The organism is Pseudomonas carassii (genome assembly GCF_036324045.1).
GTDB classification, from domain to species: Bacteria; Pseudomonadota; Gammaproteobacteria; order Pseudomonadales; family Pseudomonadaceae; genus Aquipseudomonas; species Aquipseudomonas peradeniyensis.
Window position 1 is genome coordinate 53840 of record NZ_JAZDCT010000020.1, and the last position, 16611, is coordinate 70450.

Consider the following 16611-nt stretch of genomic DNA (forward strand, 5'->3'; position numbering starts at 1 on the left):
TGCCCCGTCAATTGACGCTGTAGCCGCGCCCGCTCAGGCACGCCCCCAACGCCCGTCGATAGTTGTCCGCCACATTGGCCGGCGGCGCATAGGTGACGGTCGCCGGATCGAACCCCGACTGGCTCACCGCCCAGCGATGGCATTGATAGCGGTCCTGCTCCTGCTGCTCCGGGCCCTGGCCGTACATCGGATAGGCGATCACATCGTAGCCGCTGCCCTGCTGTGGCATTGGCGCAGGCGCCACGGCGGGCGGGTTGACCACCACGTACTCGCGGCTGTCGGCCAGGTACTGGTAGTAGGTATCGGCCACCAGGAAGAACAGCGCACCGCTCAGCCACACCTCACGGGCATAGGGCGGCAGGTAGCCGACCCGCACACCGTAGGGCGGCGTGACCACCACGTAGCCGCCGCCATGGGGCCGGTACCAGTAGCCACCGGAGTAGAAATAGTCCTGCCCACGATACGGCACTTTCCAGTAGCGATCCGGGAAGCGGTCGACGGTATGCCCGGGATGGTACTGCGGCCCTGGCCCCCAGCCATTGCCATGACCATCAGGCCGGCCTGACCAATCGCCGCCAGGGCGCTGACCCGGGCCGCCTGCCTCCCAGTAACGGTTGTCACCGTAGCGACGGGGAATGTCCTGGTAGTAGCCCTGGCGTGGCGGTTGCGTCTGGCGCACTTCATCACGTGAATTGAGCGGCGATCCGCGCCGTTCGCCACCGCCCTGCTCCTGCTGGCCGCCATGGCCGTCATGTCCGTCCCCGGGCCCCTCGGCCAAGGCGCCCAGGCTGATGCCCAGGCCCAGCAAACCAACACCTGCCAACCGCCAGATGCGCGAACTCATGTTGTTCCTCTCGATGAAAACGCTCGCCTTTACCGTTCGCAGTCTACTCCGCGGACCGCGACCGGCAGATGAAATAGCCGACAGCCTAGCGCACCAAAAGGCCGCGTAGCAGCAACTCCAGCGCCCCCAGTGCCTGACCGAGCCGAGCATCACCGTCCTCGCCTTGGGCGATCCAGAATGCCGCCTCCGAGAGGCTGCCATGCACCAGCGCCGCCAGCGCCCAAGGGTCGGCCTCGGCCACCACGCCCTGTTGGACCAGGCCGGCCAACATCCGCTGCAACGACGCGATGCAATGCTGCTGCGCCTCAGGCGAAGCGGTGCCCAGCACGGCCCGCGCATCGCGCAGGACGATGCGCTGGATCTCCGGCTCGCGGGCCATGCGCAGGTACGCCTGGCAGCGCTGACAGAAGCCTTGCCAAGGGTCATCGCTGGCTTCGGAGATGGCCAGCAGGCGCGCGTCCATCTCGCCGTCGATCTGCGCCACCACGGCCGCCAGCAGGCCCTGCTTGTCGCCGAAATGGTGGTACAGCGCGCCGCGGGTCAGCCCGGCGCGGGCGGTCAGATCGTCCATGGACGTCTGTGCGTACCCCTGCTCGCCGAGGACCTGACGGGCCATCGCCAGCAAGGCGGCACGGGTTTCTTCCATTTCGGCACGGGTGCGGCGAACCATGGCCTCTCCTTTACGTACACTTCGTATGAATATTTACATTCAGCTCGTATGAATATTTAATCATACGCACTGTACGTATTATTCACGCCCCGCCCAGCCACCGGCAAGCGGGCCGCCTCAAGGAGGAGCAACATGTCCAACCCCTACGCCCAATTGTTCATCCCTGCGGGTACCCGCGCCTTCACCCTGGCCGGGCTGCTGGCGCGCCTGCCGTTGCCGATGACCGGGATCGGCATCATCACCCTGCTGGCGCAATGGCGCGGCAGCTATGCCCTGGCCGGGGCGGTGTCGGCCTGCTTCGTGCTGACCTACGCCCTGCTTTCACCACAGGTTTCGCGCCTGGTGGATCGCCTGGGCCAACGCCGGGTGCTGCCGCTGGCCGGGCTGCTGAGCGTGCTCGGGCTGCTGTTGATGGCGGCCTGCGCCTGGCTGCGCGGCCCCGACTGGCAGCTGTTCGTCGCCGCCCTGCTGGCCGGATGCATGCCCAGCATGTCGGCCATGGTCCGCGCCCGCTGGACCCACCTGTATCGCGGCCAACCCCAACTGCAGACCGCCTACTCGCTGGAAACCGTGCTCGACGAAGTCAGCTTCATCGCCGGGCCGCCCCTGGCGGTTGGACTCAGCGTGGCACTGTGGCCACAGGCCGGGCTGCTGGCCGCCGCCGCGCTGCTATTGCTGGGCACTGCGGCACTGGCGATGCAGACCGCCAGCGAACCGCCACCGGCAGCTGTCGACGCGCCGGTGGCAAGTGACCTGCCGGTATGGCGGCTGCCGAGCGTGCGTCAACTGACCTTGCTGATGGTGGCGATGGGCATGATCGTCGGCACGGTGGACATCGTCAGTGTCGCCTTCGCCAGCGAACACGGGCGGCCGGCTGCGGCCAGCCTGGTGCTGTCGGCCTATGCTCTGGGTTCCTGTGCCTCGGGGCTGCTGTTCGGCACCCTGCGCTGGCGACTGCCGCTGCCCCGCCAGTTGCTGCTCGGCGCACTGGCCACCCTGCTCGCTACCCTGCCGTTGCTCATGGTCGACAACCTCGCCCTGCTGGCCGCGGCAGTGTTGCTGGCCGGGGTGTTCTTCGCGCCGACCATGATCGTGACCATGGCCCTGGTAGAGCGCAACGTGCCCGAGCGCCAGCTGACCGAGGGCCTGACCTGGCTGCTGGCCGGCCTGAATGTCGGCGTGGCCATCGGCGCGGCAGGCGCCGGCCAGTGGGTGGACGCCACGACAGCGCGCAGCGGCTTCGTGATTGCCGTGGCGGGCGGGTTGCTGGTGCTGCTGGCGGCGCTGGCCGTGGTCGGTCGCCGCAAGGCCCCACGCGCTCAGCCTGCGGCGCAATAAAAAAGGGAGGCCTTGCGGCCTCCCTTCGGGAATTGTCGTCCGTGCTCGGCGCTTGTGACACCGGCTCACCTCGCGCCGTCTTCTGGACAGTGCGTAGCCCGGGGGCCTGGCGGATCCTGTTGGATGGCTGGCCGCGACCGCCCGCCTAGGGCGCGTCGCCGTGGACTGATGTCCGGGCAGTGATTCTGGTGATAAAGATAGGCCAGACGCCGGGGCAGAGGATTGCGAAGATTGCTCTGATAAATAGCGCTTGCGCAATTTTTCACTCAGGATCGATAATTCGCAGCAATCCGAACAGAAAAGGTCCTTTCCATGAGCAAGCTCGACCGCTACGACCTGAGCATCCTCGCCGAATTGCAGCGCGATGCGCGCATCTCCAACCAGGAACTGGCCGAACGCATCGGCCTGTCGCCCTCTCCGTGCTCACGTCGGGTCAAGCAACTCGAGGACGACGGCTACATCTCGCGCCAGGTGGCCCTGCTGGACCGCAAGAAGCTCGGCCTGAGCCTGACCGCCTACGTGCTGATCGGCATGGACCGGCACACGCCCGAGCGCTTCGAGACCTTCGAGGCGGCGATCCGCAGCCTGCCCCAGGTGCTCGAGTGCAGCCTGGTCACCGGGATGGACGCCGACTACCAGCTCAAGGTGGTGGTGCCGGACATGGACCACTACCAGAAGCTACTGCTGGGCAGCCTGACCCGTATCGAAGGCGTGACCAGCGTGCGCTCGAGCTTCGTGCTCAACCAGGTGCTGGCCAGCACCGAGCTGCCATTGACCCACCTGCGTTGAATCCTCGCGCGTGCGGCGTATGATCGGGGGCTCAATCTGCCTGGAGTGAACCGATGGATCCCGCAGTATTCGAAGAATGGATGATGATCGTCCTGGTCACCGTGCTGATCGGTTTCATGGGCTTCATCGTCTGGGACCTGGCGAAGAAGTCCAAGGCCGGGCGCTTTGGCACGCTGATCCTGTTCTTTGTGCTGGGCCTTGGCGTGCTGGCGTTCATCATCAAGAGCGTGGTGGTGGGGTTTCTCGAAGGGGTGTAGCGGCCTGCCAACTCTACCCTTCCTTGTAGGAGCGGCCTTGTGCCGCGAAAGGGCTGCAAAGCAGCCCCGGATTTCAGCATCAAGGCAGAAATTGCCGGGGGACGTGTGCGGCTTAAAGCTTCGCCGGCACCTCGCGCCAGCAACCCTGATCCAGCCCTTCGATCGTCCAGTCGCCAATGCGCACCCGCACCAGGCGCAAGGTCGGCAAGCCAACCGCCGCCGTCATCCGCCGCACCTGGCGATTGCGACCTTCACGGATCACCAGCTCCAGCCAGGCCGTCGGCACGCTCTTGCGAAAACGCACCGGCGGATTGCGTGGCCACAGCTCAGGCTCCGCGAGCAGGCGCGCCTGAGCCGGCAACGTCGGCCCGTCGTTGAGCTCGACGCCTTCACGCAGGCGCTGTAGCTGCTCTTCGCTCGGTTCTCCCTCAACCTGTACCCAGTAGGTCTTGGCCAGCTTGTGCTTCGGGTCGGCGATGCGCGCCTGCAGGCGCCCGTCGTTGGTCAGCAGCAGCAGACCTTCGCTGTCGCGGTCCAGGCGCCCGGCCGGGTAGATGCCGGGGATGTCGATGAAGTCCTTGAGCGTGGCCCGCCCCTCGCCGTCGCTGAACTGGGTGAGCACATCGAACGGCTTGTTGAACAGGATCAGACGCGGCTCGGCCGGCGGGGCCTTGGGCTGGCGACGCGGGCCGGTGGGCCGCGCCGCAGGGCGACGCGGTGTGCTACGAGGTGGCAGGGACATGGATCCTCAGCGGAACGGCGGCTCATCGAAGCTGCGCAGTTTACGCGAGTGCAGCGAGTTGAGCTCGGTGCGCAACAGGTCGAGGGCGGCGATGCCGATCTTCAGGTGCTGGCTGACCGCGCGGTTGTAGAACGCGTTGGCCGAGCCGGGCAGCTTGATCTCGCTGTGCAGCGGCTTGTCGGAGACACACAGCAAGGTGCCGTACGGCACGCGCAGGCGGTAGCCCTGGGCCGCGATGGTGCCACTCTCCATGTCCACTGCCACGGCGCGGGACAGGTTGATCAACGGACGCTCCTGGGCCCAGCGCAGCTCCCAGTTGCGGTCGTCGTAGGTGAGCACGGTGCCGGTGCGCAGGCGCTTCTTGAGCTGCTCGCCACGCTCGCCGGTGACCTGCGCGGCCGCCTCCTGCAACGCCAGCTGCACCTCGGCCAGGGCCGGGATCGGGATGTTCGGCGGCACCACGCGGTCAAGGATGCCATCGCGGCGCATGTAGGCGTGGGCCAGTACGTAGTCGCCGATGGTCTGCGACTGGCGCAGGCCGCCGCAGTGGCCGATCATCAGCCAGCAATGCGGGCGCAGCACCGCCAGGTGGTCGGTGATGTTCTTGGCGTTGGACGGGCCGACACCGATGTTGACCAGAGTCACGCCATCGCCGTCGGCCGCAATCAAGTGGTAGGCGGGCATCTGGTAGCGGTGCCAGACCACGCTGGCGACCAGGGCCTGGGCCTCGCCGTTGTCCATGCCCTTCTCGATGATCACGTTGCCCGGCAGGACCATGCGCACGAAGCGTGGGTCCTCGCGCAGTTGCTCAAGGCCATGGGCAATGAACTGGTCGACGTAGCGATGGTAGTTGGTCAGCAGGATCCACGGCTGCATGTGCCGCCAGTCGCTGCCGGTGTAGTGCACCAGGCGGCGCAGGGAGAAGTCCACGCGGGCGGCGTCGAACAGCGCCAGCGGCAGGGTCTCGGCGCTTTCCCAGTCGTACAGGCCATCGGCGATGTTGTCGGTAGCCGCCGACAGGTCGGTGCTGGGGAACACCCGCGCCAGCTGCGCGGCGGTGATGCCGCTGCCGGCCAGCTCGTCGCCCTGGTCGACCACGTAGGGGTACGGGATGTTCTGCTCGCTGACGCCGACTGCCACGGTCACGGTGTAGTCGTGCATCAACGGGCGCAGTTGCTCGAGCAAGTAGCCACGGAACGCCGCCGGCTGGGTGACGGTGACGCTGTAGGTGCCGTCCACCTGGACCTTGGCGTAGGCGCGGGTGGTGGCGGCTACCTCACCCTGGCTGGAATAGGTCAGGCGCAGGGCCGGGTAGCGGAACAGTGCACGCTCCTCGTCACCCGGCTCGGTACGGTCCTTGAGGTAGCGCTTGAGGGCCTGGCTCAGGGCCCCGGTGGCCTGTTCATGCAAGGCCGCCAGACGGTCGACGGCCTGTTCGGGGGTATCAACGACTACAAACGCTTGGCTCACGCTGGGCTTCCTGTCTTATGGAATGCATGACAGCCATCTTGCCTGCGTTACCGGGCAAATACACCCCCAGTGTCGGTGCTGTGCAATTCCCTGTAGGAGCGGCCTTGTGCCACGAAAGGGCTGCGCAGCAGCCCCAGCAATTTCCGCCTTGACCGCTGAGATCTGGGGCTGCCTTGCAGCCCTTTCGCGGCACGAGGCCGCTCCTACAGGGGGATGAAGCCATCCTTCAACCGGCCCAGGCAGGCGTCGCCCTGACCACCAGCGCCTCGACATCCACCCCGCGCGGCAATGCGCCATACACCCGCCCGCCGCCGCCAAGGCGACTGCCGATGAACGCATCGCTCACCGTGGCGTTGCCCGCCTCAAGCAGCAGCTTGGCCTGCAGCGCCACGGCGATGTCCTCGGTCAGCTGCCGGGCGCGGTACTGGATATCGCCGGTATCGGCGAAGGCACCCTTGAGGTTGCCGATGAACGCCGCCAGCCGCGGATCGCCATGGCCGTCTCCCAACTCACAGAACAGCGCCTCGAGCACGCCCGGCTCCTTCGACAAGGCCCGCAGCACGTCCAGGCACTGCACGTTGCCCGAGCCCTCCCAGGTCGAGTTGACCGGCGCCTCGCGGTACAGCCGCGGCAGGATGCTGTCCTCGACATACCCGGCGCCGCCCAGGCATTCGGCGGCCTCGTTGATCATCCCGGGGGCACGCTTGCAGATCCAGTACTTGCCCACGGCCGTGACCAGCCGGGCGAAGTGCGCCTGCTGCGGGTCATCGAGGCGGTCCAGGGCCTGGCCCATCCGCAGGCTCAGGGCCAGGGCCGCCTCGCTTTCCAGGGCCAGGTCGGCGAGCACGTTCTGCATCAGCGGTTGCTCGGCCAGCACGCGTCCGCCGACCTTGCGGTGGGCACAGTGGTGCGCGGCCTGGGTCAGGGCCTGGCGCATCAGGGCGCTGGAGCCGACCATGCAGTCGAAGCGGGTCATGGCCACCATCTCGATGATGGTCGGCACGCCGCGCCCCTCCTCGCCGATCATCCAGGCCAGGGCACCGCGGAACTCCACTTCGCTGGAGGCGTTGGAACAGTTGCCCAGCTTGTTCTTCAGGCGCTGGATGTAGAACTGGTTGCGGTTGTCGTCGGGCCGGTGGCGCGGCAGCAGGAAGCAGCTCAGGCCCTTGTCGGTCTGGGCCAGGGTGAGAAAGGCGTCGCACATGGGCGCTGAACAGAACCACTTGTGCCCCACCAGCTCATAGGGCTGGCCCGGGCCGGGCGTGCCCACCGGGTAGGCGCGGGTGGTGTTGGCGCGCACATCGGTACCGCCCTGTTTTTCGGTCATGGCCATGCCGATGGTGACACCGGCCTTGTGCCGGTCGCCGACGTTGCGCGGGTCGTACTCGCGGGCCAGGATCTTCGGCAGCCAGTAGCCGGCAAGCTCGGGCTGCAGGCGCAGGGCCGGCACGGCGGCGAAGGTCATGGTCAGCGGGCAGCCGGTACCGGCTTCGGCCTGGCTGTGCAGGTAGGTCATCGAGGCCCGTGCCACGTGGGCGCCGTCCCGTGGCTCGGCCCAGGGCAGCGAGGGCAGGCCGTGCTCGACGGCGGTGCGCATCAGCTGGTGATAGGCGGGATGAAACTCCACCAGGTCGATGCGGTGGCCATACCGGTCATGGCTGCTGAACTCGGGCTTGTGCGCGTTGGCCAGGAAACCCGCGGCCATCAGCGGACCACCGGCCAGGGCACCGTAGGCGTCGATCCGCGACTCGGCCCAGCCGGCGCCGAACCGGCGCGACCACTCCTGCAGGGGCTGGTCGAGGCGATACAGGTTGGCACCGTCGAGGGACGGCGGCTGGTTGGTGACTTCGTGGGTTTCAGCGAACTGGTGCAGGTTCATCGGCGGCCTCCTGGATCCGTTCATGCCTGGATAACCCAGTGAAGCACCGCAGGCCCTCGAGTCAAAGTGACAAAACGGACTACATGGGGGCGCTTCGCGCCCTCAAACCATGCGCAATCCCTGTGTAGGAGCGGCCTTGTGCCGCGAAAGGGCTGCGTAGCAGCCCCAGGATCTCAGTGTTGATGCGAAGATTGTCGGGGCCGCTCTGCGGCCCTTTCCGGCCGGTCCGACGCCTCGGCAAGGTCGCTCCTACAGGAAACGTAGATCGCGATTTGTCAGAAGCGCTCCAGTCCCGAGGCGGCACGCGCCGGTGGTACCTGCACCTGCGCCACGGCAAGGACCAGGGTCAGCTCGAAGCGGCTCCCCAGCCCCGGCGTCGATTCGTGGGACAGCTGCGCGCCGATCAACTCGCCCAGTTGCCGACAGATCGACAGGCCAATGCCCAGCCCGCCGTAGCGCCGGGTCATCGAGCCGTCCACCTGGAAGAAGCGCTGGTACAGCACGGCCTGGTCCAGGTCGTCGAAGCCGATCCCGCTGTCGCTGACCGTGAGGCTCAGGACCAGACTGTCCGGCCCGCTACGTCGGGCACGGGCCTGCACAGTGATGCCCCCCTGATGGGTGAACTTCAGCCCGTTGTCCACCAGGCAGGCGAGGCAGCGGGCAAGCTTCTGCGCATCACCGACCAGGCTGTCGGGCAGGTCGGCGGGGATGTCCAGGCTCAGGTACAGGCCCTTGGCCAACGCCTGGCTGGCATAGCCGGCGCGCAGTTCCTGAAGTAGGCGTCGCAGGCTGAACGCCATGCCCTGGTTGCGCAGGCGCCCGGCCTGCAGCTCGGTGAGGATCAGGATGTCGTCGACCATCGCCATCATGTCCTGGGCAGAACCGGTTGCGGTGCGATGGTACTGGGCCTGCTCGGCGCTCATGGGCAAGGTATGCAGCAGTTCCAACGAACCGATCACGCCGTTCATCGGCGTGCGCAGTTCATGGGTCACGGTGGCCAGGAACTCGTCCTTGAGCCGGTTGCTGCGCGCCAGCTGCAGGTTCAGTTGTTCAAGGGTGCGTCCGGTCTCGCGCAGGGTCTGTGCCTGCTGCTCGCGCAGGCTGTTGATGCGGTCGGCCAGGGCCAGCGACAGCAACGCCACCTCAAGTGCCGAGCCGAGCTGGCTGGCGTACATGGTGATGAACACGTTGGGCAGGTAGCCCAACACCATCAGCGTGTTGACCAGCCCGCCAATGAGGAAGGCGGTCCAGGCGATGATGAACCAGCGTGCCACGCGCAATCCGCGCCACCAGGCATAGACCCCGGCGCTGAAGATACTGACGGTGAACAGCAGCGCCAGCACCGTGGCCATGCGCAGCGCCACGCCGTAGCGCAGGGTCACCGCCAGCACCATGACCAGCGCGCCGCCGGCCATCAACCCCTTCAGCAGGCGGTCGAAGCCCCGGCTGAGGCCGCCAAGTTGCAGGAAGTGGCGGGCGAACTGACAGCCGAACAGCCCGGCGGCACCGATGAACAACGGGGTGGCAGCGTTGGCCCACCATGGGCTGTCCGGCCAGAAATAGGCGATGCCGGCACCGTTGACCGACACCTGGTAGAGACCGAACGAAGCGATATAAAGGATGTAGTACAGGTAGCTGACATCACGCACGCTGAGGTAGATGAACAGGTTGTACACCAGCATCACCAGCAACACGCCGTAGATCATGCCCAGTACGTAAAGGCGGGTGGGCTGGTCTTCAAGGTAGGCCTCGGCCGACCACAATGTCAGCGGCGCCTGGATCGAACCCTGGCTGTGCAGGCGCAGGTAGACGGTGGTCGCCTGGCCGGGCCGCAGCGGCAATTCGAACAGGTAGTTGTTCTGGCGGATCTCCCGGCTGGCATAGGGCAGCGCATCACCGGTGCGCCGGGCCAGGCGATAATTGCCCTGCGCGTCCGGCAGGTAGAGTTCCAGGTGATCCAGCGGCGGGTAGGCGAGTTCCAGCAACCACTGGCGTGGCGCGGCTGACGGGGCGGCGGCAAAGGCTAGATCAACCCGCAGCCAGAACACCGAGGTGGAATAGCCCGCATTGAGCACTTCGTCCTGATGCGCCTGAAAGCGCCCGGCGAAAGCCGCGGAGCTGACCTGGGCGATACTGGCGCTGCCATCGTGGTCTTCATAGACCTGCATGTACCGGCCCAGCGGCAGGCGTCCGGTGGCGTCGTCGAATTCGACCGCTCCGGCCAGCATGGGCAAGCAGCCCAGAAGCACAATCAGCAAATAGCGCATACAGCCCCAGCATGGCCTGTGCGGTCGCGTCGCGGTTGCCTCCCATCCCTTTGAGACGACGTGATCCGGCAGAACCCATTTATCGAGTTATCCGAGCACTCTAGCATAGCCTCCAGCACTGGCAATCAGCCACCTGGAATTTGCATGCGAAGGCTCTAGAACGCATGTTTCAGAACATACAGCCAGACCAACCTGACCACTTGATCAGCAATTCTCTCGCCGCGAGCGAACCGCAGAAAAAGGTTTGGTGATAAGCTCGCCGACCATGAATACCTACAGCTCCCGCCCCGTTGTCCTCTGTCTCTCCGGCCACGACCCCAGTGGTGGCGCCGGGCTGCAGGCAGATATCGAAGCCCTGATCGCTCAGGGCTGTCACGCCGCGCCCGCCGTGACCGCCCTGACCGTGCAGGATACCGTCAACGTTTCCGACTTCCGCGTGCTCGACCGCGAGTGGGTTCTGGCCCAGGCCAACGCCGTGCTGGCCGACTCCACGGTGGCCGCGGTGAAGCTAGGCATGCTCGGCTCGATCGAGATGGTCGACACCGTCGCCGAACTGCTCGCGGCCCATCCGCACCTGCCACTGGTCTGCGACCCGGTGCTGCGCGCCGGCGGCGGCGGTCGCCTGGGCAAGGACGAGGTCGGCTACGCGCTGCGCGAACGCCTGCTGCCGCTGGCCACCATCGCCACGCCGAACCTGCCGGAGGCGCGTATCCTGGCGGAACTGCCTGAAGGCACGGCAGACGAGTGCGCCGAGAAGCTGCTGCCGTTCTGTAGACACCTGCTGATCACCGGCGGTCACGGCGACGAAGTGGAAATCCACAACCGCCTGTACAGCCGCGACGGCCAGCAACATACCTGGACCTGCCAGCGCCTGCCGGGCAGCTACCACGGCTCGGGCTGCACCCTGGCCAGCGCCCTGGCCGGTCGCCTGGCCCTGGGCGAGCACCTGGAGAGCGCCGTGCGCAGCGCCCTGGACTACACCTGGCGGACCCTGCGCGACGCCGAGCAACTGGGCAAGGGCCAGTACGTGCCGCGCCGCCTGCCCCTGGATTTCTGTTCCTGACTCGAGGCCATCCGATGACGCTCCGCGGTCTGTATGCCATCACCGACAGCCAGCTGCTCGCCGGCCGTTTTCTGAGCCATGTCGAGGCAGCACTCGAAGGCGGTGTCTGCCTGCTGCAGTACCGCGACAAGAGCGACGACGCCGGACGTCGCCTGCGCGAAGCTGAAGCGCTGACGAAGCTCTGCGAACGCTACGGCACCCAGCTGATCATCAACGACGACGCCGAGCTGGCTGCACGCCTGGGCGTCGGCGTGCACCTGGGCCAGACCGACGGTCCGCTCACCCCGGCCCGCGCCCTGCTCGGCCGCCAGGCGATCATCGGCTCGACCTGCCACGCCAGCCTCGACCTCGCGCAACAGGCCGCCAGCGAAGGCGCCAGCTATGTCGCCTTCGGCCGCTTCTTCAATTCCGTGACCAAACCGGGCGCGCCCGCCGCCAGCGTCGAACTGCTGGAGCAGGCCCGCGCCCAGGTCAAGCTGCCGATCGCCGTGATCGGCGGCATCACCCTTGACAACGCCGCCCCGCTGGTCGCCCATGGCGCCGACCTGCTGGCGGTGATCCACGGCCTGTTCGGTGCCGACAGCGCGCAGGAAGTCACCCGCCGCGCCCGCGCCTTCAACGCCCTGTTCGTTTCCTGATTTCGAGAGAAGACTCCATGTCCCGTTCCGAAGCCCTGTTCGCCCAAGCCCAGAAACACATCCCCGGCGGCGTCAACTCGCCAGTGCGCGCCTTCAAGAGCGTCGGCGGCACCCCGCTGTTCTTCAAGCATGCCGAAGGCGCCTATGTCATCGACGAGGACGACAAGCGCTACGTCGACTATGTCGGTTCCTGGGGCCCGATGATTCTCGGCCACGGCCACCCCGACGTGCTGGATGCCGTGCGCAGGCAGCTCGAGCACGGCCTGTCCTACGGCGCGCCGACCGCCATGGAAACCGAGATGGCCGACCTGGTCTGCTCGATCGTGCCGTCGATGGAGATGGTGCGCATGGTCAGCTCCGGCACCGAGGCGACCATGAGCGCCATCCGCCTGGCCCGTGGCTACACCGGCCGCGACGCCATCATCAAGTTCGAGGGCTGCTACCACGGTCACTCCGACAGCCTGCTGGTCAAGGCCGGTTCCGGCCTGCTGACCCAAGGCGTGCCGAGCTCGGCCGGGGTGCCGGCGGACTTCGCCAAGCACACCCTGACCCTGCCGTTCAACGACATCGCCGCCGTCGAGAAAACCCTCGCCGACGTCGGCCAGACCGTGGCCTGCATCATCGTCGAGCCGGTGGCCGGCAACATGAACTGCGTCCCCCCGGCGCCGGGCTTCCTCGAAGGCCTGCGTGCGCTGTGCGACAAGCATGGCGTGGTGCTGATCTTCGATGAAGTGATGACCGGTTTCCGTGTGTCGCTGGGCGGCGCCCAGGGCTACTACGGCATCACCCCGGACCTGTCGACCTTCGGCAAGATCGTCGGCGGCGGCATGCCGGTCGGCTGCTTCGGCGGCAAGCGCGAGATCATGGGCTGCATCGCCCCGCTGGGCCCGGTCTACCAGGCTGGTACCCTGTCGGGCAACCCGCTGGCCATGGCCGCGGGCCTGACCACCCTGAAGCTGATCAGCCGCCCGGGCTTCCATGACGAGCTGAGCGCCTTCACCAGCCGCATGCTCGACGGCCTGCAACAGCGCGCCGATGCCGCCGGCATCCCGTTCGTCACTACCCAGGCGGGCGCCATGTTCGGCCTGTACTTCAGCGGCGCCGACGACATCGTCACCTTCGACGACGTGATGGCCAGCGACGCCGAGCGCTTCAAGCGCTTCTTCCACCTGATGCTCGACGGCGGCGTTTACCTGGCGCCAAGCGCCTTCGAGGCGGGCTTCACCTCCATCGCCCATGGCGACAAGGAGCTGCAGATCACCCTGGATGCGGCTGAAAAGGCCTTTGCTGCCCTGAAGTAAATCGCTGCACCGCGCCTTTGTGGGAGCGGCCTTGCGTCGCGAAAGGGCCGCAGAGCGGCCCCAGGATTTCAGCAAAAATGCATAGATCGCTGGGGCTGCTGTGCAGCCCTTTCGCGACGCAAGGCCGCTCCCACAGGGGCCAGTACAGTCAATAAATACCCATGCACAATCAGCTGGCTCTCCCAACCAAGCAGAAATCTGAGTAAAACTTTGTAAGGTAGGCGCTGCTTATCCCATAATGTGCCACCAGAGACATTGGCCGTAGCTTTGCAGAGGTAAGTCGATCCCCATGAACCGCACCGGCCGCGCCCTGACCCTGGGCTGCCTGTTGCTTCTTCAGCCTCTGCTGGCCCTGGCGGAGGGCGGCAACTCGTTGCTGATTCCAACGACGGGCCGCTGCACGCTCGATACCGCGCCCGAAGACCTGCAGAACGCCCTGAAGGCCTGCGAGCAGACGGCGGAGTCCGGGGATGCCGAAGCGCAGTACGAGCTGGGCGAGTACTACTACAGCGGCACGCCGCGCCACCTCGACAAGGCGCTCAAGTGGTTCGAGAAGGCCTCGCTGCAGGGCCAGGGCCAAGCCCAGTACCGCCTGGGCTCGATGTTCTTCCATGGCGAAGGGGTCAAGGCCAACAACGTGCAGGCCTATATCCTGCTCAAGATCGCCGCGGTCAACGGCGCCGAAGACGCGCTGGACATGGCTGACGAAGTCACCGAGCAGATGCCCCGCGACGAACTCGAGCACGCCACCCAGGTGCTCGGCCAGATCTTCCGCAAGTACCTGCTGGAACTGCAGAACGCCGAAGGCCGCACGCCCTTCTCGCCCCTGCCCTGAGCCGCCCCGGACCCTACGCGGTCCACCGGCATCATCGTTTCGTCAACTTGCCCTGCCATGATTGACACGCGGATCGGAAGCGTCGCACCGACCCTTGATCGTTTCAGTGCTTTCGCCACTGCCACTCAAGGGTTATTCTTGAGTTCACATTCATTGCCGTCGAGCGGCTAAAAACGACCTTGAACGCACCCATACAACCCCATCGCTTCATCCTCGAGCCCTTCGAGGCCCATCGTTTCGCCAACCTGTGCGGCCAGTTCGACGAGCACCTGCGCCTGATCGAACAACGCCTGGCCATCGAGATCCGCAACCGCGGCAACCAGTTCGAACTGATTGGCGAACCCAAGACCACCTCCGCCGCCGAACAGTTGCTGCGCCGCCTCTATCGCGAGGCCAAGGCCACCGACCTGTCGCCGGAAACGGTCCATCTCTACCTCCAGGAATCGACGGTCGAGACCCTCGAGAACCCGGCGGTCAACGAAGTCAGCGTCTCGCTGCGCACGCGCAAGGGCAACATCCGCCCGCGCGGCGTCAACCAGCAGCGCTACGTCAAGGAAATCCTGGCCAACGACATCAACTTCGGCATCGGCCCGGCAGGTACCGGCAAGACCTACCTGGCCGTGGCCTGCGCGGTCGATGCGCTGGAGCGCGAACAGGTGCGCCGCATCCTGCTGGTGCGCCCGGCGGTCGAGGCCGGCGAAAAGCTCGGTTTCCTGCCCGGCGACCTGGCCCAGAAGATCGACCCGTACCTGCGCCCGCTCTACGACGCGCTCTACGAGATGCTCGGCTTCGAACACGTGGCCAAACTCATCGAACGCCAGGTCATCGAGATCGCACCGTTGGCCTACATGCGCGGCCGCACCCTGAACAACAGCTTCATCATCCTTGACGAGAGCCAGAACACCACCCTCGAGCAGATGAAGATGTTCCTCACCCGCATCGGCTTCGGCTCGACCGCGGTGATCACCGGCGACATCACCCAGGTCGACCTGCCGCGCGGCACCAAGTCGGGGCTGGCCCATGTGATAGAGGTGCTCAGGGACGTCCCGGGCATCAGCTTCACCCATTTCCAGCCCAAGGATGTGGTGCGCCACCCGCTGGTGCAGCGCATCGTCGAAGCCTACGACCGTTTCGACGCCCGTCAGGCCAAGCCCGAGGCACCCGGCAAAGATGCTTGAACTCGACCTGCAACGGGCCACGGACGCCGCTGCCCCCGATGACGCCGCCTTCCGCCGCTGGTGCGAGCTTGCCCTGCGCCAGCGCACTGCCGACTCGGAAATGACCATCCGCCTGGTCGACGAAGCCGAAGGCCGCGAACTGAACCACACCTACCGGCACAAGGACTACGCCACCAACGTGCTGTCCTTCCCTGCCGACGTGCCCGACGACCTGCTCGACATTCCGTTGCTGGGCGACCTGGTGATCTGCGTGCCGGTGGTCGAGCGCGAAGCCGCCGAACAGGGCAAGGCCCTCGAAGCGCACTGGGCGCACCTGGTCATCCACGGCTGCCTGCACCTGCTCGGCTACGACCACATCGAAGACGATGAGGCCGAGGAGATGGAAGCGCTGGAACGAGAATTGCTGGCGGAACTGGGTCATCCGGACCCGTACGCCGACGACGAAACCGATTCAATCACACACTGACACTGCAAGGATCACGAGTAACCGCCATGAGCGAAGATCGATCGAGCAACGGGCAAAAGTCCTGGCTGGGTAAGCTGACCCAGGCTTTTGCCCATGAGCCGAAAAACCGCCAGGAGCTCCTCGAGCTGCTGCGCGAAGCCCATCAGAACAAGCTGCTCGACAGCGAAGCGCTGACCATCGTCGAAGGCGCCATCCAGGTCGCCGACCTGCAGGTGCGCGACATCATGGTGCCGCGCTCGCAGATGATCAGCATCAAGGCCAGCCAGTCGCCGCGCGAGTTCCTACCGGCGGTGATCGACGCCGCGCACTCGCGCTACCCGGTGATCGGCGAGAGCCATGACGATGTGCTCGGCATCCTGCTCGCCAAGGACCTGCTGCCGCTGATCCTCAAGGAGAACGGCGACAGCTTCAACATCAAGGACCTGCTGCGCCCGGCCACCTTCGTGCCCGAGTCCAAGCGCCTGAACGTGCTGCTGCGCGAGTTCCGCGCCAACCACAACCACATGGCCATCGTCATCGACGAGTACGGCGGCGTGGCCGGCCTGGTGACCATCGAGGACGTGCTCGAGCAGATCGTCGGCGATATCGAGGACGAGCACGATGTCGAGGAAGACAGCTACATCAAGCCGCTGCCCAGCGGCGACTTCCTGGTCAAGGCGCTGACCCCGATCGAGAACTTCAACGGCTTCTTCGACAGCGAATTCTCCGATGACGAATTCGATACTGTCGGCGGCCTGGTGATGAGCGCCTTCGGCCACCTGCCCAAGCGTAACGAAACCACCGAGATCGGCGGCTACCGCTTCCGTATTCTCAACGCCGACAGCCGGCGGATACACTTGCTGCGCCTGACCCCGATCAACCGTTAAGGACGAAA

The 16611-nt window shown here is 66.1% G+C and carries 16 protein-coding genes; 10 read left to right on the plus strand and 6 right to left on the minus strand.

The features are described 5' to 3' along the window. Positions 1–7: 7 nt before the first annotated feature. Together V0R62_RS15955 and V0R62_RS15960 are read right to left on the minus strand one after the other, a co-directional pair. Positions 8–844 (minus strand): DUF6515 family protein, encoded by an 837-nt coding sequence (locus V0R62_RS15955; protein WP_330104447.1) that lies wholly within the window; start codon positions 842–844, stop codon positions 8–10. Positions 845–929: 85 nt separating this feature from the next. Then, positions 930–1514: a TetR/AcrR family transcriptional regulator gene (locus V0R62_RS15960; protein WP_330104448.1), complete on the minus strand. Its 585-nt coding sequence runs from the start codon at positions 1512–1514 to the stop codon at positions 930–932. A 132-nt stretch (positions 1515–1646) separates the two neighbouring features. Between V0R62_RS15960 and V0R62_RS15965 the strand changes: the two genes are divergently transcribed. From V0R62_RS15965 to V0R62_RS15975, 3 genes are all read left to right on the plus strand, one after another. Next, positions 1647–2852, plus strand: coding sequence for an MFS transporter (locus V0R62_RS15965; RefSeq protein ID WP_330104449.1), 1206 nt, complete (start codon positions 1647–1649; stop codon positions 2850–2852). Between the two features lie 312 nt (positions 2853–3164). Further along, positions 3165–3641 carry an Lrp/AsnC family transcriptional regulator gene (locus V0R62_RS15970; protein WP_011535815.1) on the plus strand — a complete coding sequence of 159 codons (477 nt, stop codon included), beginning with the start codon at positions 3165–3167 and terminating at the stop codon, positions 3639–3641. Positions 3642–3694: 53 nt separating this feature from the next. After that, positions 3695–3898 (plus strand): DUF2788 domain-containing protein, encoded by a 204-nt coding sequence (locus tag V0R62_RS15975; RefSeq protein ID WP_023378567.1) that lies wholly within the window; start codon positions 3695–3697, stop codon positions 3896–3898. Positions 3899–4010: 112 nt separating this feature from the next. Here the strand turns inward: V0R62_RS15975 and V0R62_RS15980 are convergent, their stop codons facing one another. The 4 genes from V0R62_RS15980 to V0R62_RS15995 form a co-directional block, all read right to left on the minus strand. Next, positions 4011–4640: a pseudouridine synthase gene (locus V0R62_RS15980; RefSeq protein ID WP_330104450.1), complete on the minus strand. Its 630-nt coding sequence runs from the start codon at positions 4638–4640 to the stop codon at positions 4011–4013. 6 nt (positions 4641–4646) lie between these two features. Continuing rightward, a complete protein-coding gene (gene amn, locus V0R62_RS15985) occupies positions 4647–6110 on the minus strand; it encodes an AMP nucleosidase (RefSeq protein ID WP_110737894.1) in 1464 nt (487 codons plus the stop codon). A 226-nt stretch (positions 6111–6336) separates the two neighbouring features. Continuing rightward, complete coding sequence (locus V0R62_RS15990) at positions 6337–7989, minus strand: acyl-CoA dehydrogenase family protein (RefSeq protein WP_330104451.1); 1653 nt, start codon at positions 7987–7989, stop codon at positions 6337–6339. Between the two features lie 275 nt (positions 7990–8264). Beyond that, positions 8265–10256: a sensor histidine kinase gene (locus V0R62_RS15995; RefSeq protein WP_330104452.1), complete on the minus strand. Its 1992-nt coding sequence runs from the start codon at positions 10254–10256 to the stop codon at positions 8265–8267. Positions 10257–10521: 265 nt separating this feature from the next. Between V0R62_RS15995 and V0R62_RS16000 the strand changes: the two genes are divergently transcribed. The 7 genes from V0R62_RS16000 to V0R62_RS16030 all read left to right on the plus strand — a co-directional run bounded on the left by V0R62_RS16000 (position 10522) and on the right by V0R62_RS16030 (position 16603). Further along, positions 10522–11319 (plus strand): hydroxymethylpyrimidine/phosphomethylpyrimidine kinase, encoded by a 798-nt coding sequence (locus V0R62_RS16000; protein WP_186713805.1) that lies wholly within the window; start codon positions 10522–10524, stop codon positions 11317–11319. A gap of 14 nt (positions 11320–11333) precedes the next feature. After that, positions 11334–11957 carry a thiamine phosphate synthase gene (gene thiE, locus V0R62_RS16005; RefSeq protein WP_198745112.1) on the plus strand — a complete coding sequence of 208 codons (624 nt, stop codon included), beginning with the start codon at positions 11334–11336 and terminating at the stop codon, positions 11955–11957. A gap of 17 nt (positions 11958–11974) precedes the next feature. After that, positions 11975–13258, plus strand: a complete 1284-nt coding sequence (hemL, locus tag V0R62_RS16010; RefSeq protein ID WP_330104453.1) for a glutamate-1-semialdehyde 2,1-aminomutase — start codon at positions 11975–11977, stop codon at positions 13256–13258. 289 nt (positions 13259–13547) lie between these two features. Beyond that, positions 13548–14093, plus strand: coding sequence for a tetratricopeptide repeat protein (locus V0R62_RS16015; RefSeq protein WP_330104454.1), 546 nt, complete (start codon positions 13548–13550; stop codon positions 14091–14093). 179 nt (positions 14094–14272) lie between these two features. Beyond that, positions 14273–15271, plus strand: a complete 999-nt coding sequence (locus V0R62_RS16020) for a PhoH family protein (protein WP_186713809.1) — start codon at positions 14273–14275, stop codon at positions 15269–15271. Continuing rightward, positions 15264–15737, plus strand: a complete 474-nt coding sequence (gene ybeY / locus V0R62_RS16025) for an rRNA maturation RNase YbeY (RefSeq protein ID WP_186713810.1) — start codon at positions 15264–15266, stop codon at positions 15735–15737. The genes V0R62_RS16020 and ybeY overlap by 8 nt, the downstream gene beginning before the upstream one ends. 26 nt (positions 15738–15763) lie before the next feature. After that, a complete protein-coding gene (locus tag V0R62_RS16030) occupies positions 15764–16603 on the plus strand; it encodes an HlyC/CorC family transporter (protein ID WP_050707049.1) in 840 nt (279 codons plus the stop codon). Positions 16604–16611 lie beyond the last annotated feature (8 nt).